The sequence below is a fragment of the Actinoplanes sp. NPDC004185 genome, from assembly GCF_053603475.1.
In genome coordinates this window covers 34,165-53,961 of sequence record NZ_JBSGFR010000002.1, presented here as the reverse complement: position 1 = coordinate 53,961, position 19,797 = coordinate 34,165, and the positions used below count along the sequence as shown (strand labels likewise).

22 protein-coding genes and 1 pseudogene are annotated in these 19,797 nt (G+C 69.0%); 10 read left to right on the top strand and 13 right to left on the bottom strand.

Annotation, left to right across the window (positions count from 1 at the left end; translation table 11 throughout):
* Positions 1 to 13: 13 nt before the first annotated feature.
* Both ACWEOZ_RS02390 and ACWEOZ_RS02385 read right to left on the bottom strand, forming a co-directional pair.
* Positions 14 to 430, bottom strand: a complete 417-nt coding sequence (locus ACWEOZ_RS02390) for an STAS domain-containing protein (protein ID WP_451908979.1) — start codon at positions 428 to 430, stop codon at positions 14 to 16.
* Positions 431 to 434: 4 nt separating this feature from the next.
* Positions 435 to 1,304 carry an STAS domain-containing protein gene (locus tag ACWEOZ_RS02385; protein ID WP_451908978.1) on the bottom strand — a complete coding sequence of 290 codons (870 nt, stop codon included), beginning with the start codon at positions 1,302 to 1,304 and terminating at the stop codon, positions 435 to 437.
* A 199-nt stretch (positions 1,305 to 1,503) separates the two neighbouring features.
* Here ACWEOZ_RS02385 and ACWEOZ_RS02380 point away from each other — a divergent pair, with 199 nt between their 5' ends.
* The 3 genes from ACWEOZ_RS02380 to ACWEOZ_RS02370 all read left to right on the top strand — a co-directional run bounded on the left by ACWEOZ_RS02380 (position 1,504) and on the right by ACWEOZ_RS02370 (position 2,685).
* A complete protein-coding gene (locus ACWEOZ_RS02380) occupies positions 1,504 to 1,857 on the top strand; it encodes an STAS domain-containing protein (protein ID WP_203773135.1) in 354 nt (117 codons plus the stop codon).
* Between the two features lie 87 nt (positions 1,858 to 1,944).
* Entirely contained in the window at positions 1,945 to 2,391 is a 447-nt protein-coding gene (gene mscL, locus ACWEOZ_RS02375; protein ID WP_451909229.1) for a large conductance mechanosensitive channel protein MscL, read from the top strand.
* Between the two features lie 60 nt (positions 2,392 to 2,451).
* On the top strand, positions 2,452 to 2,685 hold the full coding sequence (locus tag ACWEOZ_RS02370; RefSeq protein ID WP_360550743.1) for a hypothetical protein: 234 nt from the start codon (positions 2,452 to 2,454) through the stop codon (positions 2,683 to 2,685).
* Here the strand turns inward: ACWEOZ_RS02370 and ACWEOZ_RS02365 are convergent.
* Positions 2,682 to 3,458: a zf-HC2 domain-containing protein gene (locus tag ACWEOZ_RS02365; protein ID WP_451908977.1), complete on the bottom strand. Its 777-nt coding sequence runs from the start codon at positions 3,456 to 3,458 to the stop codon at positions 2,682 to 2,684. The genes ACWEOZ_RS02370 and ACWEOZ_RS02365 overlap by 4 nt on opposite strands.
* A gap of 42 nt (positions 3,459 to 3,500) precedes the next feature.
* Positions 3,501 to 4,139 carry a CGNR zinc finger domain-containing protein gene (locus ACWEOZ_RS02360; protein ID WP_360821625.1) on the bottom strand — a complete coding sequence of 213 codons (639 nt, stop codon included), beginning with the start codon at positions 4,137 to 4,139 and terminating at the stop codon, positions 3,501 to 3,503.
* Between the two features lie 189 nt (positions 4,140 to 4,328).
* On the opposite strand from ACWEOZ_RS02360, the gene ACWEOZ_RS02355 reads away from it, so the two are divergent.
* Positions 4,329 to 5,621, top strand: coding sequence for a ThuA domain-containing protein (locus ACWEOZ_RS02355; protein WP_451908976.1), 1,293 nt, complete (start codon positions 4,329 to 4,331; stop codon positions 5,619 to 5,621).
* 54 nt (positions 5,622 to 5,675) lie between these two features.
* Here the strand turns inward: ACWEOZ_RS02355 and ACWEOZ_RS02350 are convergent, their stop codons facing one another.
* Both ACWEOZ_RS02350 and ACWEOZ_RS02345 read right to left on the bottom strand, forming a co-directional pair.
* Positions 5,676 to 6,023 carry a hypothetical protein gene (locus ACWEOZ_RS02350; protein WP_451908975.1) on the bottom strand — a complete coding sequence of 116 codons (348 nt, stop codon included), beginning with the start codon at positions 6,021 to 6,023 and terminating at the stop codon, positions 5,676 to 5,678.
* A 4-nt stretch (positions 6,024 to 6,027) separates the two neighbouring features.
* Positions 6,028 to 6,483 carry a TetR/AcrR family transcriptional regulator gene (locus tag ACWEOZ_RS02345; protein ID WP_451908974.1) on the bottom strand — a complete coding sequence of 152 codons (456 nt, stop codon included), beginning with the start codon at positions 6,481 to 6,483 and terminating at the stop codon, positions 6,028 to 6,030.
* A gap of 122 nt (positions 6,484 to 6,605) precedes the next feature.
* Between ACWEOZ_RS02345 and ACWEOZ_RS02340 the strand changes: the two genes are divergently transcribed.
* Entirely contained in the window at positions 6,606 to 7,409 is an 804-nt protein-coding gene (locus ACWEOZ_RS02340) for a L,D-transpeptidase family protein (protein ID WP_451909228.1), read from the top strand.
* Here ACWEOZ_RS02340 and sthA read toward each other — a convergent pair.
* Positions 7,406 to 8,809: a Si-specific NAD(P)(+) transhydrogenase gene (sthA, locus tag ACWEOZ_RS02335; protein WP_451908973.1), complete on the bottom strand. Its 1,404-nt coding sequence runs from the start codon at positions 8,807 to 8,809 to the stop codon at positions 7,406 to 7,408. The genes ACWEOZ_RS02340 and sthA overlap by 4 nt on opposite strands.
* Positions 8,810 to 8,848: 39 nt before the next feature.
* A complete protein-coding gene (locus ACWEOZ_RS02330; RefSeq protein ID WP_451908972.1) occupies positions 8,849 to 9,421 on the bottom strand; it encodes a hypothetical protein in 573 nt (190 codons plus the stop codon).
* A 137-nt stretch (positions 9,422 to 9,558) separates the two neighbouring features.
* Here ACWEOZ_RS02330 and ACWEOZ_RS02325 point away from each other — a divergent pair, with 137 nt between their 5' ends.
* Together ACWEOZ_RS02325 and ACWEOZ_RS02320 are read left to right on the top strand one after the other, a co-directional pair.
* On the top strand, positions 9,559 to 10,326 hold the full coding sequence (locus ACWEOZ_RS02325; protein ID WP_451908971.1) for an alpha/beta fold hydrolase: 768 nt from the start codon (positions 9,559 to 9,561) through the stop codon (positions 10,324 to 10,326).
* Between the two features lie 89 nt (positions 10,327 to 10,415).
* A complete protein-coding gene (locus tag ACWEOZ_RS02320; protein ID WP_451908970.1) occupies positions 10,416 to 11,075 on the top strand; it encodes a fasciclin domain-containing protein in 660 nt (219 codons plus the stop codon).
* Here the strand turns inward: ACWEOZ_RS02320 and rho are convergent.
* Together rho and ACWEOZ_RS02310 are read right to left on the bottom strand one after the other, a co-directional pair.
* The gene (gene rho, locus ACWEOZ_RS02315; RefSeq protein WP_451908969.1) at positions 11,072 to 12,283 is read right to left on the bottom strand and encodes a transcription termination factor Rho; all 1,212 of its coding nucleotides are present in this window, start codon (positions 12,281 to 12,283) and stop codon (positions 11,072 to 11,074) included. The genes ACWEOZ_RS02320 and rho overlap by 4 nt on opposite strands.
* 206 nt (positions 12,284 to 12,489) lie before the next feature.
* A complete protein-coding gene (locus ACWEOZ_RS02310) occupies positions 12,490 to 12,741 on the bottom strand; it encodes a hypothetical protein (RefSeq protein ID WP_451908968.1) in 252 nt (83 codons plus the stop codon).
* Between ACWEOZ_RS02310 and ACWEOZ_RS02305 the strand changes: the two genes are divergently transcribed.
* Positions 12,719 to 13,372: a fasciclin domain-containing protein gene (locus ACWEOZ_RS02305; protein WP_451908967.1), complete on the top strand. Its 654-nt coding sequence runs from the start codon at positions 12,719 to 12,721 to the stop codon at positions 13,370 to 13,372. The two genes, ACWEOZ_RS02310 and ACWEOZ_RS02305, sit on opposite strands and share 23 nt — an antisense overlap.
* A 75-nt stretch (positions 13,373 to 13,447) precedes the next feature.
* On the opposite strand, the pseudogene ACWEOZ_RS02300 reads toward ACWEOZ_RS02305, so the two are convergent.
* The 3 genes and pseudogenes from ACWEOZ_RS02300 to ACWEOZ_RS02290 form a co-directional block, all read right to left on the bottom strand.
* Positions 13,448 to 13,978 (bottom strand): annotated as a pseudogene (locus ACWEOZ_RS02300) (HipA domain-containing protein); the annotation flags it as partial.
* A 106-nt stretch (positions 13,979 to 14,084) separates the two neighbouring features.
* Complete coding sequence (locus ACWEOZ_RS02295; RefSeq protein ID WP_451908966.1) at positions 14,085 to 14,327, bottom strand: helix-turn-helix domain-containing protein; 243 nt, start codon at positions 14,325 to 14,327, stop codon at positions 14,085 to 14,087.
* 270 nt (positions 14,328 to 14,597) lie between these two features.
* Positions 14,598 to 15,824 (bottom strand): pectate lyase, encoded by a 1,227-nt coding sequence (locus ACWEOZ_RS02290; protein ID WP_451908965.1) that lies wholly within the window; start codon positions 15,822 to 15,824, stop codon positions 14,598 to 14,600.
* 430 nt (positions 15,825 to 16,254) lie between these two features.
* Here ACWEOZ_RS02290 and ACWEOZ_RS02285 point away from each other — a divergent pair, with 430 nt between their 5' ends.
* Both ACWEOZ_RS02285 and ACWEOZ_RS02280 read left to right on the top strand, forming a co-directional pair.
* The gene (locus tag ACWEOZ_RS02285) at positions 16,255 to 17,382 is read left to right on the top strand and encodes an endo-1,4-beta-xylanase (protein WP_451909227.1); all 1,128 of its coding nucleotides are present in this window, start codon (positions 16,255 to 16,257) and stop codon (positions 17,380 to 17,382) included.
* 41 nt (positions 17,383 to 17,423) lie between these two features.
* Positions 17,424 to 19,646 (top strand): alpha/beta hydrolase-fold protein, encoded by a 2,223-nt coding sequence (locus ACWEOZ_RS02280; RefSeq protein WP_451908964.1) that lies wholly within the window; start codon positions 17,424 to 17,426, stop codon positions 19,644 to 19,646.
* The last annotated feature ends 151 nt before the right edge of the window (positions 19,647 to 19,797 follow it).

Sequence of the window (19,797 nt, the reverse complement as noted above, 5' to 3'; positions counted from 1 at the left end):
TCGTCCCCGGCCGTCACGACGCGGCTACGACGGCCTCGTCGGCGTCGTCCTCGTCGTCATCGTCGTCGAACTCGTCGTCCCGTTCCCGGGCGAGCATCTCCATGCCGAGCTCGACGTTCAGCGCGGTGCGGATGCCGGGCAACGACAGGCCCAGTTCGACCAGGGTGATGGCCACCGCAGGACGCATGCCGACGACGACAGTCTCGGCGTCCAGCACCCGGGAGATCGAGGCGATGGTAGCCAGCGTGCGGCCGACGAAGGAGTCGACGATGTCCAGGGCGCTGATGTCGATGATCACGCCGTGGCAGCCGGTCGCCACGATCCGGTCGGCCAGATCCTCCTGCAGCTGCAGGGCGGTCTGGTCCTCCATGTCGATCTGGATCGACACCAACAGGATGTCGCCGATCTTCAGGACCGGTACGCGTTCCACGGGTTCAGCTCTCCCGGCGTCCGGCACCGCGCCGGCCGGCGTTGGCGTCCGTCTTGCGCAGCACGTGACGCAGGGCGTCGGCCAGGCTCGCCTTGGTGGCGATGTCACCGAACTCGATGCCCAGCGCCACGATGGTCTGGGCGATCTGGGGCCGGATGCCGGAGATGATGCAGTCGGCGCCCATCAGCCGGGCGGCCACCACCGTCTTGAGGATGTGCTGGGCGACCTGGGTATCCACGGCCGGGACCCCGGTGATGTCGATGATCGCGTACGGCGAGCCGGTGTCGACCAGGGTCTGGAGCAGGCGCTCCATCACCACCTGGGCCCGGGCGGAGTCGAGGGTGCCGACCAGCGGGACGGCGACGACGCCCTCCCACAGCTTCACCACCGGGGTGGAGAGCTCCAGCAACTGCTCGGCCTGGTCGGAGATGAGCTCCTCGCGCGCGCGCACGTAGCTGTCGAAGGTGAACAGCCCGGCCCGGTCGACAAAGGCCGAGAAGGCGACATAGTCACGCAACGTAGCTGTATCGATGTCGCCGCTCTGGCCGAGGACGGTCAGCATGGCCTCCTTGAGGGCGAAGACGCTGACCGCCGTCTCGGTGGCACTGAAGCCCTGCCGGGCGCGGGTGTTGGACAGCTCGCTCAGCAGCGCGCGCAACTCCCCCGCGGCGTCGGCCTGCAGGTCACCGGCTCCGCCCGAGAGCGCCGACTGGAAGCCTTTCTGCAGCTCCGCGATCTGCCGGTGCAGCTCGGCGTGGCTGAGCCGGCCCCGCAGCAGGGTCGCCACCGCATCGGTCCAGGCGGTGGTCAGCGCGTCGCCGTCGCTCTCCAGCAGTCCGGCGAAGCGTCCTACCTCCTCGGTGCTCAGCGCCACCGCCGCCTCCCTGTAGTCATCATTCCTGGGAGCGGCTCCGCGGGTCGCGGGCAGTCGTCACCGAGGGACGGCCGGACTTTACCACCGCGTCCGCGGTTACTTGCTGTAGGCCAATTAAAATCTCGGCACCAACTCGGTCCCCGTTCTGCGCACCTGTCCCGCCGTGGAGTAGCGTTCGGGACATAACTGGAGGTCCTGAATGTCCTTGACGGTACAAACGGAACAGCGCGGCGAAATGGTCGTCGTGTCGGTCGCCGGCGAACTCGACATGGCCACCGCGCCGCAGCTCCAGGACCAGATCAGCGACCTGCTGGAGAAGGGGCGCACCCGTCTGGTCTTCGACCTCGCGGAGGTGTCGTTCTGCGACTCCACCGGGCTGTCGGTCTTCGTGCGCGCGAAGAACAGCACCGACGACGCCGGCGGGGTCGTGCGCCTGGCCGCCCCGCAGCGCGGCGTCCTGCGCATCCTCGAGGTCAGCGGCCTGGTCGAGGTGCTGCACACCTACCCGACGGTGGACGAGGCCGTGACGGCCGAGGAGCCCGCGCTCGACTGAGTGGATCAGCCTGGTTTGTCGCCCACCAGGCATGGGAAACTGCTGCCCGGCGAACCCTCGCCTCACGCGCAGGAGTGACTCTTGTCCATGCTCAAAGGCTTCAAAGACTTCATCATGCGGGGCAACGTCGTTGACCTCGCGGTCGGCATCGTCATCGGCGCCGCCTTCACCGCGGTCGTCACGGCGTTCACCAACGCGTTCCTCAAGCCGCTGATCCAGCTTCTGGGCGGCGGCTCGGGCGCGACAGCGGGCACCTGGGACGTCGACGGGGTGAAGTTCGACTACGCCAGCTTCGTCAACGCGGTCATCACCTTCCTGCTGACCGCGGCGGTGCTCTACTTCCTGGTCGTCTTCCCGCTCAACAAGCTGGCCGAGCGTCGCAAGCGCGGCGAGGAGCCCCCGCCGGAGGCGCCCAGCGAAGAGGTCAAGCTGCTCACCGAGATCCGCGACGCGCTGGTCCGCCAGCAGGTCGCGCCGGGCGCGGTCAACGACATCCTGGGCCGGCACCAGCAGCAGGACCCGACACAGCGCTGATTCCGCGAAAAGATCAACCCACCCGGCACTGTTCGAACAGATGTTCGATACAGTGCCGGGATGGAACAGCGTAAGCACTGGTGGAACGGCAGATGGGGCCGCATCGCCCGCAAGGACGTCTACCTGCGGACGAGCGGTGACCAGTGGTACGTCGAGCAGCGCGCCGGTGGCTCGGACGGCGTCTCCCACTTCTTCGAGTACGACAGCGAGGACGCCGCCCTGGACATGGTGCGCGCGCTGCTGGTCGGCCCGGACGAGTGGCGCGAGCTGTCGGTCCGCCCGCCCGCACGCTAGGCAGCGCGGCGTCGTTCCGCCTCCCGGCCCGGCACCGGCGCGGCCGCGGTGAGCGGTCCCCGGGGCACCAGGCGCAGCTTCGGCAGGGCCGGCTCGGGCGCTTGCTCTTCTTCGACGAAGTGCCAGCCGTTGCCCCCGCCCACCCGGTCACCGGGAGGCCGTGCGGAGTCGCCGGCGACCCGGGACAGCGCCACCACGATCAGGTAGCCGAGGAGTACGAAACCGTGGCTGACCAGCCGCGTCGTGTCGACCCGGGCCGCCGACAGGTCGTTGACCGAGAGCAGCAGCAGCATCCCCACGAAGGCGGTCAGCATCGGCACCAGGCCGGTGGACCGGCTGCGGCGCAGCGCGATGAAGAGGAAGCCCGCCCCGACGGCCACGTTCCAGGCCGCCGACTCGTGCCACAGGTGCCCGGGCGTCGCGTCCAGCCCGGTGTGCACGTGGGCGCTGCTGGCCCCGCCACCGACCTGCGCCAGCCCCAGGATGAGCTGCACCGCGCCGACCGCCGCGAGGGCCACGAAGAGCGACCCGGAGCTGAGCCGCCGGCGGCGGGCCGGCGGGGACGGCAGGGCAGCCAGGATGGCCGCGCTGAGGTCGGGCACGTCCGGGACGAGACCCGTACGCGTCAGCCGGTTGACCGTGGCCGCCCGCTCCAGCCACTCCCGGCAGCCGGCACAGCCGGCCAGATGCTGCTCGACCCGCGGCCGATCGGCCGGGTCGTCCTCGCCGTCCAGCTGCGCGGACACCAACTCGCGCCACCGCTCACACGCCATATACCCATAGTCGCCCGCCGAGGGCTCCTGGTTCCCGTGGGTTCAGTGCAGGTCGGGTCGCTGCACGCTGGGGCCGCCGAGCTGGTTGCCGGAGTTGCCCATCAACCGCTTGCGTTCCCGGAACGCCCGCAGGTTCGCCGTGTTTCCGCAGGTGCTGACGTCGTGCCAGACGCCGCTGTTGTTGCGCGAGGTGTCGAAGAACGCCGCCCGGCAGTCGACGTTGTGGCAGAGCTTGAGCCGCGGCCAGAGCCCGGCCTGCTGGGCGAGCAGGGCCTCGGCCCACAGAGCCGAGGCGAGCCACCGGGTGCCGCGGCCGCTGGGCACCATCCGCACCCAGCCGTCCGCGTCGGGCACCAGGCTGACCGGCACGTCGGCGGGGGGCAGGGCGCCGTCCGGCTCGGGATTGCGCCCACCGGCCAGGATGACGTTCTCGAAGGTGGTGCGCAGCCGGCGCAGCGAGCGCATGTCGGTCGAGGACAGCAGGATCACCGGCGCCGGCAGACCGGCCACGCGGGACCACGTGCCGAGCGCGTCGGTCAGCCAGCGCTGCGCGTCGTCGGGGCCGGCCAGCAGGTCCGGAGCGTAGGACATGCTGCCGCGGGTGTTCACCAGATCCTGCAGGAGGGCGAGGCCGGCCGGCGCCTCGCGTACGCCGTGCCGGGCACTCGCCTTCCATGACATAGGCGAAGAGTACTTGATTCTTTTTCACACCCGCATCCACCAGTCGCCTGAGCCCGGCAACCGCAGCATTGGAACTTAATTTAACTATTAGGGCTCTTAACCTTGTGGACGCAGGCATAGATGACTGAAGATGTCAGCAGCGGCCGCCCGTCCTGCACAATCCCCTGCTTCCCCCCAAGGACACATCACGTGGCTAGGAAACTGCTCAGACGCGCTTTCGCCGCCGCCCTCTCCCTCCTCACCGCCACCACCGCGGGCCTCGCGCTGCGCCCCGCCGACGCAGCCGCGGCCACGCCGTTCAAGGTCCTGGCGTTCTACAACGGCACTTGGGACGCGGCGCACATCGACTTCGACAAGGAAGCCCGCGACTGGTTCCCCCGGGCCGGCGCGCAGTACGGCTTCACCTGGGAGGCGACCACCGACTGGAGCCGCCTCAACGCCGGTGAGCTGGCCCAGTACAAGGTCATCATGTTCCTCGACGACGCACCGCCGGCCGACCGGCGCGCGGCGTTCCAGCAGTACATGCAGAACGGCGGGGCCTGGATGGGCTTCCACGTCAGCGCGTTCACGACCGACGCCAACTCGTGGAGCTGGTACTACAACTCGTTCCTGGGCTCGGGGAACTTCGCCACCAACACGTGGGGACCGACCGCCGAGACGCTGCGGATCGAGGACCGCGCGCATCCGTCCACCGCCGGCCTGCCGGCCACGATCCCGTCCGCGGTCAGCGAGTGGTACTCGTGGAGCCGGGACCTGCGGCAGAACCCGGACATCGACATCCTGGCCTCGATCGACGCCGGCAGCTTCCCGGTCGGCACCGACCCGAACCAGCAGTGGCGCAGCGGCTTCTATCCGCTGATCTGGACCAACCGCAACTACAAGATGCTCTACACCAACTTCGGTCACAACGACATGAACTACGCGACCAACACCCGGACGTCGTCGACCTTCGCGAGCGCCCAGCAGAACCAGTGGCTGATCAACGGCCTGCTCTGGCTCGGCGGCGCGACCGGCACCCCGCCGACCGACCCGCCGGCCGACCCGGCGATCAACCCGGCCGCCTGGTACTCCGTGGCCAACAAGAACAGCGGCAAGTGCGTCGACGCCCGCGCGGCCGGCACCACCAGCGGCACCGCGATCCAGCAGTACGCCTGCAACACCAGCACCGCGCAGCAGTACCAGTTCGTGCCGACCACCGGGACCTACGTGCGGATCAACAACCGCGGCAACAGCGCGCAGGCGCTGGACGTGACCAACGTGTCGACGGCCGACAACGCCCCGATCCAGACCTGGGCGTACGGGGGCGGCGCGAACCAGCAGTGGCAGCCGGTGGCCGAGGCCGACGGCTCGTACCACTTCGTCAACCGCAACAGCGGCAAGTGCCTGGACGTCCCCGCCGCCTCGACAGGCGACAGCGTCCAGCTGGTGCAGTACGCCTGCAACGGCACAGCAGCGCAGAGCTTCCGGCTCACCGCCCGTTGACCCGTCCCTGATCGCGCGGGCCGTCCCACCCCTCGGCGGGACGGCCCGCGCCTCTCACAACGCCTGCTCGATCAGGTCGACAGCCGCTTGCGGATCGTCGACCTCGAGAACCAGCCGGGCGTATTCCTCGTCGTCGAGCTGGATGACGATCGCCTTGCGGGCGTCGCGCACGTCCCAGAAGATCCGCTCGCCGTCGGAGTGGAACGTCCCGGCCACGATGACGCCGGGCAGGTGGGTGCCGGGCGAGCGCAGGCCCTTGGGCTCGCGCACGATGCCCGGATCGACGGTGGCGCCCCGCACGTTGCTCAGCGGGACGGTGATTCTGCTCTTGAGCGCCCACACCTTGTTGAGCCCCTCGATCTCGACGATCAGCTCGCCGCCCTCGATGCGTACGTGTGCCATGACGTCACTCCCCCACGAATTCCGGCGCGGGCCCGGTGGCCCGCGTCCGCAGCAGCAGGCCCAGCGCCTGGTCCAGCTCGGCCCGGGCGTCCCGCAGCCGGGCCAGGGCCCGGGTCGTCTCGGCGGCCACCTCGGGGTCGACGTGCGCCCGCTCGACCAGGGCCAGCAACAGCAGCCCCAGATCCGGCCCCCCGACGGCGATCCGGCGCACCGCCTCATCGACGTCCTTCGCCGCCGCGAAGACCTCCGCGGCCGCGGTGACGTCCCGGTCGACGTGCTGCCGCAGCGCGGCCAGATAGAGGCCCCGCTTGCTGCCGAACGTCTTGTAGAGACTGCCGCGGTGCACGCCGAGGTGGCTGACCAGGTCGTCGACGCTGGTGCCGGCGAAGCTCTGCCGCCCGAACAGCGTGACGGCCGCACGCACGACCTCGTCCTCGTCGAATCCGCGCGGCCGGCCCATGCCCGTACTCTAAGCCTTTTGAGAACGATCAGTCAAGAACGATCGTTCTCAAACTTCAGGGCTCCAATCGAGGCCACGCTTGACGGCGCGCTGGCCGCCCTGCGAAGTTTTGGCGCGTGACCATGCGACGAGCTCTCACGTACGCGACGACGGTGGCCGCCCTCGTCACGCTGGCGGCCGGCTGCGACTCCGGCGGCTCCGAGCAGGCCGCCGTGCCCGCGTCCCCGCCCGCCACCGCGCCGTCATCGGCCGCGCCGGCATCGACCGCGCCGGCCGGCCCGGCCACTCCGAGCACCAGCTCGAGCCCGAAGCCCACCGCCCCGCCGAAGCCGCAGAAGCTGAAGACCGGCGTCAAGGGCGCCCGCGTCGTGGCGCTGCAGCAGCGCCTCACCGACCTCGGTTACTGGAACGGCAAGGCCGACGGCACCTTCGGCGGGCAGACCCAGCAGGCGGTCTACGCGCTGCAGAAAGCGGCCGGTCTCCACCGCGACGGCGTCGTCGGGCCCAAGACCCAGAAAGCTCTGGAGCAGGGCGTACGGCCCAAGGCGAGGAGCAAGAGCGGCCGGGTCATCGAGATCAACCTCAAGCGCCAGCTGCTGATGCTGGTCGACAACGGCACCATCAGCCACGTCTTCAACACGTCGACCGGCTCGATGGAGCACTACGAGCAGAACGGCGCGACGTTCCTGGCCGACACCCCCAGCGGCAGGTTCCGGGTGTCGCGGCAGATCGACGGCTGGCGGCACGCCCCGCTGGGTCTGCTCTGGCGGCCGAAGTACTTCAACGGCGGCATCGCCGTGCACGGGGCGAACAGCGTGCCGCCGTACCCGGCGTCGCACGGCTGCGCGCGGGTGTCCATCGCCGCGATGAACTGGCTGTGGACCAACGACAAGATCCCGATCGACACCCGCGTCTGGGTCTATTAGCCGTCGATCCGGGTGATGTTGCGGATCTTGTTGCTGGCGTCCAGGGCCGCCACCTTGTACGCCTCCGACAGCGTCGGATAGTTGAACACCGCGTCGACCAGGTAGTCCACCGTGCCACCGCAGCCCATCACGGCCTGGCCGATGTGCACGATGTCGGTGGCCGCCGTGCCGAAGACGTGCACGCCCAGCAGCCGGCCGTCGTCCGGGGAGACGAGCAGCTTCAGCATCCCGTACGAGTCGCCGACGATCTGCCCGCGGGCCAGCTCGCGATAGCGGGCGATGCCCACCTCGAACGGGGTCGCGCTGTCGGTCAGCTCGTCCTCGGTCTTCCCGACGAAGCTGATCTCCGGGATCGTGTAGATGCCGATCGGCTGCAACTCGTGCATCTCGCGGGCCGGCTCGCCGCACGCGTGCTGGGCCGCGAGCCGCCCCTGCTCCATCGACGTCGAGGCGAGCGCCGGGAAGCCGATGACGTCCCCGACCGCATAGATGTTGTCGACCGCGGTGCGGTAGTTGGTGTCGACGTCGATGCGGCCGCGCTTGTCCGCGCTGAGCCCGGCCGCCTCGAGGGCCAGGTCGTCGGTCTGCCCCTGGCGGCCGGCCGAATACATCACCGTGTCGGCGACGATCTTCTTGCCGCTCTTGAGGATGCACAGGGCGGCGGTCTGGTGGCGCTCGACGGCGGCGACCTCCTCGCCGAACCGGAACGTCACCGACAGGTCGCGCAGGTGGTACTTCAGCGACTCGACGATCTCCTCGTCGCAGAAGTCGAGCATCTTGTCGCGCCGCTCGACGACGGTGACCTTGGTGCCCAGCGCGGCGAACATGGAGGCGTACTCCATGCCGATCACCCCGGCGCCGACCACCACCATGCTGCGGGGCACGGCCTCCAGGTTGATCACGCCGTCCGAGTCGACGATGGTCCGGTCGTCGAAGTCGACGCTGTCCGGCCGGGCCGGCCGGGTCCCCGCGGCAATGACGATCTTGTCGGCGCTGACCTTGGTGTCGTGCCCGGTGCCGCCGTCGAGCCAGATCGCGTGCGCGTCGGCGAAGCGGCCGGTGCCGGTGAGCATGGCGATGTGGTTGCGGGCGAGCTGGTTGCGGATGACGTCCGTCTGCCGGGTGATCACGTGCTGCGTCCGCGCCGCGAGGTCGCTGACCGTGATCTGCTCCTTGACCCGGTAGCTGCTGCCGTACAGGTCGCGCTGGCTCAGGCCGGTCAGGTAGAGCACGGCCTCGCGCAGGGTCTTGGAGGGCACTGTGCCGGTGTTGATGCACACCCCGCCGAGCATGTCGCGGCGGTCGACGATGGCGACCCGCTTGCCCAGCTTGGCGGCGGCGATGGCGGCCTTCTGACCGCTGGGCCCGGAGCCCAGCACCAACAGGTCGTAGTCATACACGGGCCTCAGCGTGACAGGATCTCCGGGCCCGCGCCTGCGCTATTGCGCGTTTTCGCACATATCCTTGATCGGGATATCCATCTCCGGGGCGTGCCCGGGCGGCCACGGCGAGCCGTAGAGCTCGGCGCACATGACCACGGTCATCCACGGCACCCACGGCCCGCGCAGCATGATCGGCTGGGCGCCCTGGAAGTAGAGGTTGACCGACCAGTCGAGCGGGTTGGGCTGGATCATGATCAGCGAGCGGAAGTCGTAAGCCGTGCCGCCGACCAGCAGCCGCTGGCTGGTGACGGTCGCGGCCTGCCGCTCACCGTCGCTCCAGCCGGCCCGGGCCTCGCTGGTCTGCTCGGCGCTGTGCCCGGTGAAGAACAGCCCGCCGCTGGCGAAGATGCTGCTCGAATAGTCCACCTTGGTGGAGAAGTACGCGGACACGTCGGCCAGGAAGGAGCCGTACTGCTTCTCCTCGGCCTGCAGCTCGACCGTCGGCGTCACGGCGACCGGGTGACCACCCCGTTGCACATGCCGGACCAGCATGGACATGGAACGCCATCCGGCATCCGTCTGCCCGGCGGTGTACACCCGGGTGGGCACTGTGGCTGGGTCTGATTTCACCAGCAGAGCCTGGCACGCCGAAATGGTCGACGACCAGCGACTTCGCTCTGCCGTGAGCTGAATTGTCCGTAGCGCGGAGGTTAGCTGCCCGAAAGTCCGGTGTGCGGACTCCGGTGCGGCGAACCGAAGATAGGGACATGCGGCGTGTCACGGTTGAGCATTTGTCCTGTCTGGTCTCCGATGCGGACGGTCCCCCGCTGGTGCTGCTGCACGGCCTGGCCGGCAGCGCCCGGGAGCTGGCGGTGGCCCGGCCCGGACACCTCGTCATCGCCCCGGACCAGCGCGGCCACGGTCACAGCGTCCGCCGGCCGGCCGACGTCTCCCGCGAGGCGTACGTGGCCGACGTGGTCAAGGTCATAGAGACGCTGGGCGGTGGTGGCCCGGTGGCCCTGGCCGGCCAGTCGATGGGTGCCCACACCGCGATGCTGACCGCGGCGTGGCATCCGGAGCTGGTCAGCCGGCTGATCATGCTGGAGGGCGGGGTCGGCGGCAGCGAGGACGACTACCCCAGCCGGCTGGGCAAGTGGTTCGCCTCCTGGCCGGTGCCGTTTCCTTCCCGTACGGCCGCAGCCGAGTTCCTGGGGGCGGGCTCGCTGGCCCGCGCCTGGGCCGAGGAGCTGGAGCACCGGCCGGACGGCTACTGGCCGCGCTTCGACGCCGACATCATGGAGGCAGCGATCCGTCCGGTCGCCGCGACCGCGCAATGGGAGAGCTGGCAGCGGCTCCGCGTGCCGACACTGCTGGTCCGTGGCGCGGAGAGCCGGATCCCCGACGAGGAGGTGGCGCGCATGCTCGCCCTGCGGCCCGACGTCGAGCTGGTGACGATTCCGGACTCGGGGCACGACGCCCACCTCGACCAGCCGGCCGAGTGGCAGCGGCTGCTGGGTGAATTCCTGGACCGCTGAGCGCCACGTGCATCCAGCGCCCCGATCGTGGGCGAACACCAGGAGGCGGCACTCGCCGCCGACCGGTACGGATGACGAAAGGCGTGTTGATGAACATCGCTCGACTGGCCACCCGCATCGCCGCAGGGGCCACGGCCACCGTTCTCGCCACCGCTGCTCTCGGGGCGCCCGCGCAGGCCCACGGCAAGACCAAACCGCTCGGCACCAAGTCGCTCGCCGCCGTGCTCACCGCGGACAAGAGCGGCTTCGACCGCAACTCCAAGGACTTCGACGTGCTCACCGCGGCGGTGCTCGCCGTGCTGGACGCCAAGCCCGCCAGCCCGGTCAAGGTCCTCACCGACGGTACGGTCGCCCTGACCGCCTTCGTGCCCAACGACGGTGCGTTCCGCCAGCTCGCCAAGGAGGTCAGCAAGTCCCGCAAGCTGCCTTCCGAGAAGGCGGCGTTCACCACGGTTGCCGGCCTGGGCATCGACACCGTCGAGGCGGTACTGCTCTACCACGTCGTGCCGGGTGCCACGATCGACCGCAAGGCCGCGCTCAAGGCCGACGGGGCCAAGCTCACCACCGCCGCCGGCGCGACGATCACCGTCGACGTGTACCGGTGCTGGTACCGCAGCAAGAAGGTGGCACTGGTCGACGCCGACCGCAACGACCGCAACCCGCGGGTCGTCGCCTTCGACATCAACAAGGGCAACAAGCAGATCGCGCACGCCATCGACGCCGTGCTGCGCCCGGTCGACCTGCCTTAATTGCGCGCGGCACGACGCAGGAACTCGGCGTTCGTGCTGGTCGCCTTGAGGTGGTCGAGCAACTGCCGCATGCTCTGCTTGCGGTCCTCACCACCGAGTGCCCGGCGGAGTTGGTGCATCAGGGCCAGCTCCGCCGGCGCCACCAGAGCTTCGTCGTGGCGGGTGCCCGAGCCGGTCACGTCGATCGCCGGGAACAGCCGGGACTCGGCGAGCGAACGGTCGAGCTTGAGCTCGGCGTTACCGGTGCTCTTGAACTCCTCGAAGATGACGGTGTCCATCGCCGACCCGGTGTCGACCAGCGCGGTCGCGATGATGGTCAGCGAACCGCCGTGCTCGATGTTGCGGGCGGCGCCGAGGAAGCGTTTCGGCGGGTACAGCGCCGTGGAGTCCAGGCCACCGGACATCGTGCGGCCGCGGCCCGGCGCGGCCAGGTTGTACGACCGGCCCAGCCGGGTGATCGAGTCCAGCAGCACGACCACGTCGCGGCCGGTCTCGACCAGGCGCTTGGCCCGCTCGATGGCCAGCTCGGCCAGTGCGGTGTGATCGGTCGGCGGCCGGTCGAAGGTGGCCGCGATGACCTCCCCGTGCACCGAGCGCTGCATGTCGGTGACCTCTTCGGGCCGCTCGTCCACCAGCACGACCATCAGGTGCGCTTCGGGGTTGTTGTGGGTGATGGCGTTGGCGATCGCCTGCAGCACCATCGTCTTGCCGGCCTTCGGCGGCGACACGATCAGCGCGCGCTGCCCCTTGCCGATGGGCATCACCAGGTCGATGACCCGGGTGGTGAGGACGTGCGGCTCGGTCTCGAGCCGCAACCGCTCCTGCGGGTACAGGGCGGTCAGCTTGTAGAAATCGGGCCGGCGGGTGGCCCGCAGCGGGTCCTCGCCGTTGATGGTGACGACGTCCAGGGTGGCCGGCTTACGGCCGCTCGGGACGTGCGCGATGCCGGTGACGTGGTCACCGCGGCGCAGCCCGTGGCTGCGGACCTGGGCCGAGGACACCGCGATGTCGTCGGGGCCGGGCAGGTAGCCGTCGGCGCGCAGCCAGGCCTTGTCGTCGACGATGTCGAGCAGGCCGTCGACCGCGACATCGGCGCCGGGAGCGCCGGGGCCGGTGTCGGCCGGGCGATTGCGGGGCCCGGTGCCGGCAGGCCGGCGGCGGGCACTGGTGGTACGGCGTTCGCCGGAGCGAACGTCACGCTCTGTCATGGGGTACTCCTCATCTGAGGTACGCGGATACGCGTGGGCGCGGCTGCGGAAGATCGACGACAGCCCGTGCGCCGGAAGAAAAGAAACAGGGGGCCGGTGTCTGAAACTCGGCCGATTTGGGATTCCCAGGGGCGGTAGTGCCGCCTACGTCCAGGTCCCGACTGCGCTAAAGGTAGCGTGCCCCGGCCACTGCCACAAGCATCGTCTCAGGTGCGGGCCGGCTGGGCCATGGCTTTCATCACCTTCTCAGCCGCGGGGTTCCACCTGCGCTGACTGTCGTAACCACCGACGGCACCGGATTGTTCCGGCGATTCGCAATCGTCCCCGGCCCCGCCGAGAAGGCGGTCGTCAGCCGCATCCGCCGGGCCCTCCCGCGGCGAAGCATCAGTCGTGACAGCAGTCACGACCAGCCGCTCGAAGAGGAAAGGTCCGCTGATGAACGTCGCCCGGATCGCCACCCGCCTGACCGTCGCCACCCTGGCCACCGTCATGGTCACCACCGTCGCCACCACCGGCGCGCAGGCCAGCACCAAGCCCCTGGCGCAGAAGTCCCTCGCGCAGGTCCTGCTCAAGGACAAGAGCGGCTTCGACCACAACTCGAAGGACTTCGACATCCTGACCGCGGCCGTGCTGGCTGTGCTGAAGGCCAAGCCGAACTCGCCGGTCAAGGTGCTCACCCAGGGCCAGACCCGGCTGACCGCGTTCCTGCCCACCGACGGCGCGTTCCAGCAGCTGGCCAAGGAGGCGACGAAGGCGCGCCGGACGCCGGGCGAGAAGAAGGCCTTCACCGCGATCGCCGGCCTCGGCATCAACACGGTGGAGAGCGTGCTGCTCTACCACGTCGTGCCGGGCGTACGGGTCACCAAGAGCCGCGCTCTCAAGGCGGACAACGCCAAGCTCAAGACCGCCCTCGGCAAGACCGTCAAGGTCGACGTGCGGCACCCGCGGCACAAGCCGGCCCAGGTCTGGCTGAAGGACGCCGACACCAACGACCGCAACCCGCGCGTCGTCGTCTTCAACATCAACGCCGGCAACCGGCAGATCGCGCACGCCATCGACCGCGTGCTGCGCCCGGTCAACCTGCCCTGATTCAGCGGCGCAAGCCCCGTCGAGCTGCCCCGGCGCAGCTCGGCGGGGCCTTTTGCGTCAGCGGCCGTACGCTGATCACTCGCGCCCGAGTGCGCTACGACATCGAACGGCGTGGGCGGCGACACGCTCGGCCAGCTTCGCCGGCAGATCGCTGCCGAGCGCCGTTACGTCATCATCGCTCGCGGCAGCAGCGAAGCAGCCCGGTATCCGCTCGGCGAGCGCATCTACCCGTGCTTCAGTCTCGTCGGGGTCGAGCCCGTTGGTTTCGGCGAACCGACGCCAGTGCCGGCCGGTGATGCGCTCGATCCGATCCTCGCCCCCCACCCGCATGGCCATCCGAAGCCGCGGCAGATACATGTCGTCGTACGGAAGGGCACTGGCCACGTCGTACAGCGGCGCCAATCGAACCTGCCGGCCCGCGAGCAGGAGCGAATAGTTCTTCGCATGCGCGTCGGTCCCCGCGATGATCCAGTTGAAGGCGAGCGCGTCGACGAAACGAGCGACCTGCGCCTCCGCGGTATCCGCCGGCCGGATCTCCCGCCTCAGCAGGTCAATGATCCGCTCTGGAGATGGGCCGCCTTCGTTCTGATACTTTGCGGTCGGGGCGAGCCCAAGAGCGTGGTACTACAGCGAAAGGCCCCCACCGTCGCCCTGCTCTACGATCCCCACCTGCATGCCGGCCATGAGGACCGCCAAGCGCTTCCCGGCCTGCTCAGCCACGCTCGCTCCCGGTGTCCCCGAGGAGGGCATCAAGGTTGATGCCGCCAGGCGCCGACTCAACGGGCAAAGCGTCCAGGCCGATTCCGAGCGCGTCCAGCGTGCGCAGGATCAGACCGAATTCGGCGGTCGCCTTGCCCGCCTCCAGGTCGGAAAGCCAGCGTCGACTCACTCCGGCCGCAGCGGCGAGCTCCGCCTGAGTCTGGCCGCGGTCCTGCCTGCCCTGCCGAACCGCCAAGCCGAGGTCCCGTGCGCTGCCTATCCGCATAGTCCCCCCGTGTGTGCACGTTCATGCACACCATAAGCCATGTGCACGTCCGTGCACCACATGAAGTCAGTGCACGAACGTGCACATGCTCACATGGCAGCGCGCACGCTCGCGGTATCCACTCACCTCTGCGTAGGAGGCCGTGGCGCTGGCGCGCTCTCGGTGATCTGGACGACCGGCTCACGCTTGGCGACCAGAAGGGCGCCCACCGATAGGCGGGCGCCCTCAGGGACGCAGGATCTACCGGTACGTGATGTCGCTCCGGTTGACCTTGCAGTTGCTGTCGTTCCAGCCCTCACCGAGGAACTTGGGCTCACTGCCCTTGCTGACGCCCTGGTACTTGCCGCAGACCACGACGCTGGAGCTGTTGCTGATCGTGACGCGGGTGATGGTGGCGGTGTCGCCCCAGTTGCTGTTGATGCCGGCGACCATGTCGATGTCGTTCAGCAGCACGTTGTCGATCTTGACGTGGCGCTCGTACGAGTTGGTGCAGTTGCCGCAGCCGCGGTAGAGCTTGCCGGAGCCGCTCAGGTAGAAGCCCGAGATGCTGACCGTGCCGTTGCCGTTGTGCTGGAACGTCTTGTCGCTGCCGGACCTGGCCCCGCCACCGATGACGTAGCTGGTGCCGTTGCCGGTGCCCTTGAAGGTCGCGGCGTCCTCGCCGATGTCGTTCCACCACACGTTGCGGATGGTGCAGGTGCCCTCGCAGTGCACACCGTCGCCGGCGGGCGAGCCGAGGATGACGTTCTGCAAAGTGCCACCGTTGGCGATCTTGAACATCGGGTCCTGCGACTCGCTCTGTGAACCGTCGCCGATGCAGCAGTACGTCTTCATGCCGCCGTCGAAGGTGCCCGAGACGTTGACCGTACCGGAGATGCTGACCGAGCCGGCCGAAGCCGGCCACGCCCCGGTCGGCGTGCCCGGGTTGCTCGTCGGGGTCGGCCCGGGGGTGGGGCTGCTGGTCGGACCGGCGGTCGGGGTACCGGTCGGGGTGGAGCCGCCGCCGGTCGCGTAGGTCTCGAACTCGGCGATGCGCGGCGCGCTCGACGCGGCGGTGATGTCGAGGGTGAGCTTCTTCAGCGAGGTCGACGAGAAGGAGATGCTGCTCGGGTTGCCGCTGCCGCTGGCGAGGACGGCGCCGTTGTCAGCGTTGAGCAGCCGCCAGGAACTGATCGATCCCCCACCCGAGGCCTGCTTGATGACGGCCGAGGAGACAGTGGTGGCACTGCCCCACTTGACCGAGACATAACCGGTCGAACCACCCGGCGCCCAGTACGTGCCGGTGCTGCCGTCCTTGACGTTGCCGTAGCTCGTACCGCTGGCCTTGCTGGAACCGTCGGCGCCGGCGCCGAGGCTCAGGTTGTCGGCGGCCAGAGCTTGCGACATCGGCATCGTCAGCAGGATCGCGGCGCTGGTGACCGCGGTGGCCCCGCCGGCTGTCCACCGCAAGGCAACTGATCTTTTCATCCCTGTCTCACCTTCGTCATCGAGAGCGTGGCACCACCGCCCACAGGCAGGAAAGCGCTTACCTCGGGACAATAGATAGACCTCGATGCAATGACAAGGAGTTGCAGGATTTGCAGTGTGCCGAGTTGAACGCCTTCGCGGAGGTGCTCGTGCTTCCGAAAGTTGCGTACACGCTCAGTTATCGACTATGCCGACCTGCCCCGCCCTAGGGTCTTGCCTGGTACCGCACATCCATCGGCCACGGCCATGGCTTCATGATCACGCTCTGCTGCGAATCCGGCGGATGTCTTGACCACGCGAAGAGTTGGCGCATAGATTTTCATCGTTGCTTCCGGGAGAATTCCGAAACTTTCGGACCTGCCTCGCGTCCTCGTCGTAAGGAGCTCCGGTGCGTCGTCTCTGGCTTTCCCTTTCCGTTGTCAGCGCCACAGTGTTGTTGGGCGGACAGCTGAGTTTCGTCGGCTCGACCCCCGCCGGCGCCGCGCCTGCGGCCGCCAAGCCTTCCCCCTCTCCGGCCTACCCAGCTGATTCGCTGCGGGCGCTCGCCGCCCGCGTGGGCCTGCGCGTCGGCACGGCCGTGAACATGGACCTGCTCGGCACCAACGAGAAGTACACGCAGCTCACCGCGGAGCAGTTCTCCTCGGTCACCCCGGAGAACGTGATGAAGTGGGCCGAGGTGGAGCCCACCCGCGGCACCTACACCTGGGAGAAGGCCGACCAGCTCGTCGCCTTCGCGAAGAAGAACAAGCAACTGGTACGCGGCCACACGCTCGTCTGGCACAACCAGCTGCCCGCCTGGCTGTCCGCCGACGGCTACACCACCACCCTGTCGAACGACGAGGTGAAGGCGGTCCTGAAGAAGCACATCTTCGACCAGGCGCGCCACTTCAAGGGCGACATCTGGCAGTGGGACGTGGTCAACGAGGCCTTCGACGACAACGGGCAGCCCCGCCAGACGATCTGGTACAAGGCGTGGGGCGGCACCGGCTACATCGCCGACGCGTTCCGCTGGGCGCACCAGGCCGACCCCAAGGCCCTGCTCTTCTACAACGACTACAACCTCGAGTTCACCGGGGTGAAGAGCGACGCCGTGTACGCGATGGCGAAGTCGCTCAAGGCGCAGCGCGTACCGATCCAGGGCGTCGGGTTCCAGGGTCACCTGTCCACCCAGTACGGCTACCCCGACCTGAAGAACAACCTCGACCGTTTCGCCGCCCTGGGGCTGAAGGTGGCCCTCACGGAGGTGGACGTCCGCACGCTGACCAAGGCGGATGCCGTCAACGAGCCGGTGGACGCACTCGCCCCGTACGCCCAGGAGAGCTATTGGTCCCGCACGCTGCAGGCGTGCCTGGCCGTCCGGGCCTGCATCTCCTTCACGCCGTGGGGTTTCGGCGACGCGTACTCGTGGGTGCCCGGCTGGTTCAGCGACCCGCAGGAGGGCGCCGCCCTGATCTACGACGAGCAGCTCAACCCGAAGGGGCAGTACGACGTGCTGCAGCAGGATCTGGCACTGGCCTCGGGCGCCCCGCACCGCTCCGGCTCAGGCCACCACCACTGAGGACGCCCGGTGCCATCGGCTCACAGCAAGGAGTGGAGCAAATGTCCTCATCATTCCACCACCGGCGGGGCGCAGGCCGGATGCTCGCGGCGGCGCTCGTGACCGTTTCGATGAGCACCGCGTCCGCTGCCCTGGGCGCGCAACCGGCCGCAGCGGAGTCGGCGGCACCGTGGCTGACCGTGTCCGACGGTTTCGCGTCCTTCGCCGTCCCGGCGGCGGACATTCAGAGCACCATGGGCGATGTGTCCTCCGTCGTCGTCGAGGGCAACTTCGGCCCGTCCGCCAACGTGTCGGACCTCGGCCTCGTCCGCTCCGGCAACAGCACCGCCTGGACGTCGATCATCGGTCCGCTGCCGGCGGGGCTGTACTACTACCGCCTCCGGGGTGACAACACCAAGATCGTCAAGGACGCCACCAACCCGGCCTCGGTGACGTCGGACCCGACCTGGAGCACCTTCCTCGTCCCGGGCGAGTCGGCCCGCTACCTCGCCGACGTGGCGCCGGGGCAGGGCGGCAAGATCGAGACCATCACCTATCCGGGCGGGGCGCACGACCAACGGTCGGCGACAGTGTGGACGCCGCCGGGCTACGACGCCCACCGGCGGCACCCGTATCCGGTCCTGTACCTGCTGCCCGGCGAGGGCGGCGGCCACGCCGACTGGGCCGAGCTCGGACGCGCCGGGCAGATCCTCGACAACCTCTCGGTGCGGCGCCGGATCGAGCCGATGGTGGTCGTGATGAGCGACGAGGACGATGTCGCAGGGTCCCGGCTCCCGCGGGCGATCGACCGGAGATACCACGTCGCCGGCGATCCCCGGCATCAGGCGATCGCCGGTGCGTCGGCCGGCGGCGTGCAGGCGGTACGGACCGCGTTGACCCGCCCCGGCGCCTTCGCGTACGTCGGCTCGTTCGGGGGCGTCCTCGCCGATCCGGGGCGGGTCAACGCCAAGGCGGTCAACGCGGGGACCAGGCTGCTGCGGCTGTACACGGGGAACATGACCGATCCCGCGTACAACCCCACCTACCGCTTGCTGCGCAAACTGGACAGAGCGCACGTCAGGCACGAGTTCGACGGGGTGAACCCGGATGCCGGCCACAACTGGAAGGCGTGGCAAGAGAACCTGGTCGACTTCGCGCCGCGACTCTTCCGCGCGGTGCGTGACCACCGCCCCAGCCCCGGTCACGTGGTGCCGCGGCACGAGTTCACGCCGCCGGCGCCCGGCACCACGCCGACGCCCTGGCTGACCAAGGAGGCCAACGGCGACACCTTCGTCACCGTCGAGACCGGCACCGAGTTCGCCGGGGCGCAGCACGTCACGCTCTGGGGCAACTGGGCGCCCGGCGGAAGCTGGGTCAACATGCCGTTCACTCGCGCCGGTGACCGGTGGCGCGTGACCGTGGGACCGCTCAAGCCCTGGTTCTACTACTACAAGTTCATCGTCGACCTGGCGTCGAAGAAGGACCCATCGAACCCGACGCGCATCACCACGGAACCGACGTGGAGCTCGTTCCTCGTACCCGGGAAGGAGTCGCGTCTGCTCGCAGACGTCCCCGCCGGGAAGGGCGGAGCCGTGGAGCGGCTCTCCTACCAGAGCACGGTGGCCGGGGAGGAACGCTCGGCGTACGTGTGGACACCGCCCGGCTACGATCCCGCGCGGCCGACGCCGTACCCGGTCCTCTACCTCCAGCACGGCGGGGGCCAGAACTACACCGACTGGCTCGAGATGGGACGGGCCAAGCAGATCCTCGACAACGAGTTCCTGGACGGCTCCCTCGTGCCGATGGTCGTCGTGATGGGCAACGGCAACGTCCCCGACTTCCCGATGGAACTGCTCGAGAACATCGTGCCGGCGGCCCGGGCCGGCTATCACATCTCCGGCGATCCGGCCCAGCAAGCGCTCGCCGGCCTGTCGATGGGCGGGTTCCAGACGTTCGACGTACTCAAGACCCACCCGGGCGAGTTCGCCTACATCGGCACCTTCTCCGCGGGCATCAGCTTCTCCCCCACGGCCGACCCGACGGGCTACGACCCGACGGCGATCAACAACGGGACGAAGCTGCTGCGCATCTACACCGGCAATGTGACCGACTTCGTCTACCCCATCACGCTGGGCTCCATGGCGGCCTTCGACCGGGTCGGCATCAGGTACGAGTTCGCCGGGGTCACCCAGGGCCCGCACGGCTGGGACACGTGGCAGAAGAATCTGATCGACTTCGCACCGCGCCTGTTCCGATCCGATGCGAGCCAGCGCCACGAGCATTGATGTGATTCTGTCCACGGCGTCCAGGACAGGACAGCCCCGACAACGCGTTCCTGATCTAATCCAACGTCCGTAGGGATTCACAGCGGTCGGGGGCGCACTGATGCAGGACCCAGCTACACCTCAGATCCGACGGGGTTTTCAGGCTCCCGTC

What these genes read in the sequence shown, in the direction of transcription:
- ACWEOZ_RS02345 (WP_451908974.1), bottom strand. Translation starts at nt 6,483, where the DNA reads ATGGGCCGGCCGCGCGGATTCGACGAGGACGAGGTCGTGCGTGCGGCC.
- ACWEOZ_RS02380 (WP_203773135.1), top strand. Translation starts at nt 1,504, where the DNA reads ATGTCCTTGACGGTACAAACGGAACAGCGCGGCGAAATGGTCGTCGTG.
- rho (WP_451908969.1), bottom strand. Translation starts at nt 12,283, where the DNA reads ATGACAGAGCGTGACGTTCGCTCCGGCGAACGCCGTACCACCAGTGCC.
- ACWEOZ_RS02340 (WP_451909228.1), top strand. Translation starts at nt 6,606, where the DNA reads ATGCGACGAGCTCTCACGTACGCGACGACGGTGGCCGCCCTCGTCACG.
- ACWEOZ_RS02350 (WP_451908975.1), bottom strand. Translation starts at nt 6,023, where the DNA reads ATGGCACACGTACGCATCGAGGGCGGCGAGCTGATCGTCGAGATCGAG.
- mscL (WP_451909229.1), top strand. Translation starts at nt 1,945, where the DNA reads ATGCTCAAAGGCTTCAAAGACTTCATCATGCGGGGCAACGTCGTTGAC.
- ACWEOZ_RS02320 (WP_451908970.1), top strand. Translation starts at nt 10,416, where the DNA reads ATGAACATCGCTCGACTGGCCACCCGCATCGCCGCAGGGGCCACGGCC.
- ACWEOZ_RS02365 (WP_451908977.1), bottom strand. Translation starts at nt 3,458, where the DNA reads ATGGCGTGTGAGCGGTGGCGCGAGTTGGTGTCCGCGCAGCTGGACGGC.
- ACWEOZ_RS02305 (WP_451908967.1), top strand. Translation starts at nt 12,719, where the DNA reads ATGAACGTCGCCCGGATCGCCACCCGCCTGACCGTCGCCACCCTGGCC.
- ACWEOZ_RS02360 (WP_360821625.1), bottom strand. Translation starts at nt 4,139, where the DNA reads ATGTCATGGAAGGCGAGTGCCCGGCACGGCGTACGCGAGGCGCCGGCC.
- ACWEOZ_RS02370 (WP_360550743.1), top strand. Translation starts at nt 2,452, where the DNA reads ATGGAACAGCGTAAGCACTGGTGGAACGGCAGATGGGGCCGCATCGCC.
- ACWEOZ_RS02325 (WP_451908971.1), top strand. Translation starts at nt 9,559, where the DNA reads ATGCGGCGTGTCACGGTTGAGCATTTGTCCTGTCTGGTCTCCGATGCG.
- ACWEOZ_RS02280 (WP_451908964.1), top strand. Translation starts at nt 17,424, where the DNA reads ATGTCCTCATCATTCCACCACCGGCGGGGCGCAGGCCGGATGCTCGCG.
- ACWEOZ_RS02290 (WP_451908965.1), bottom strand. Translation starts at nt 15,824, where the DNA reads ATGAAAAGATCAGTTGCCTTGCGGTGGACAGCCGGCGGGGCCACCGCG.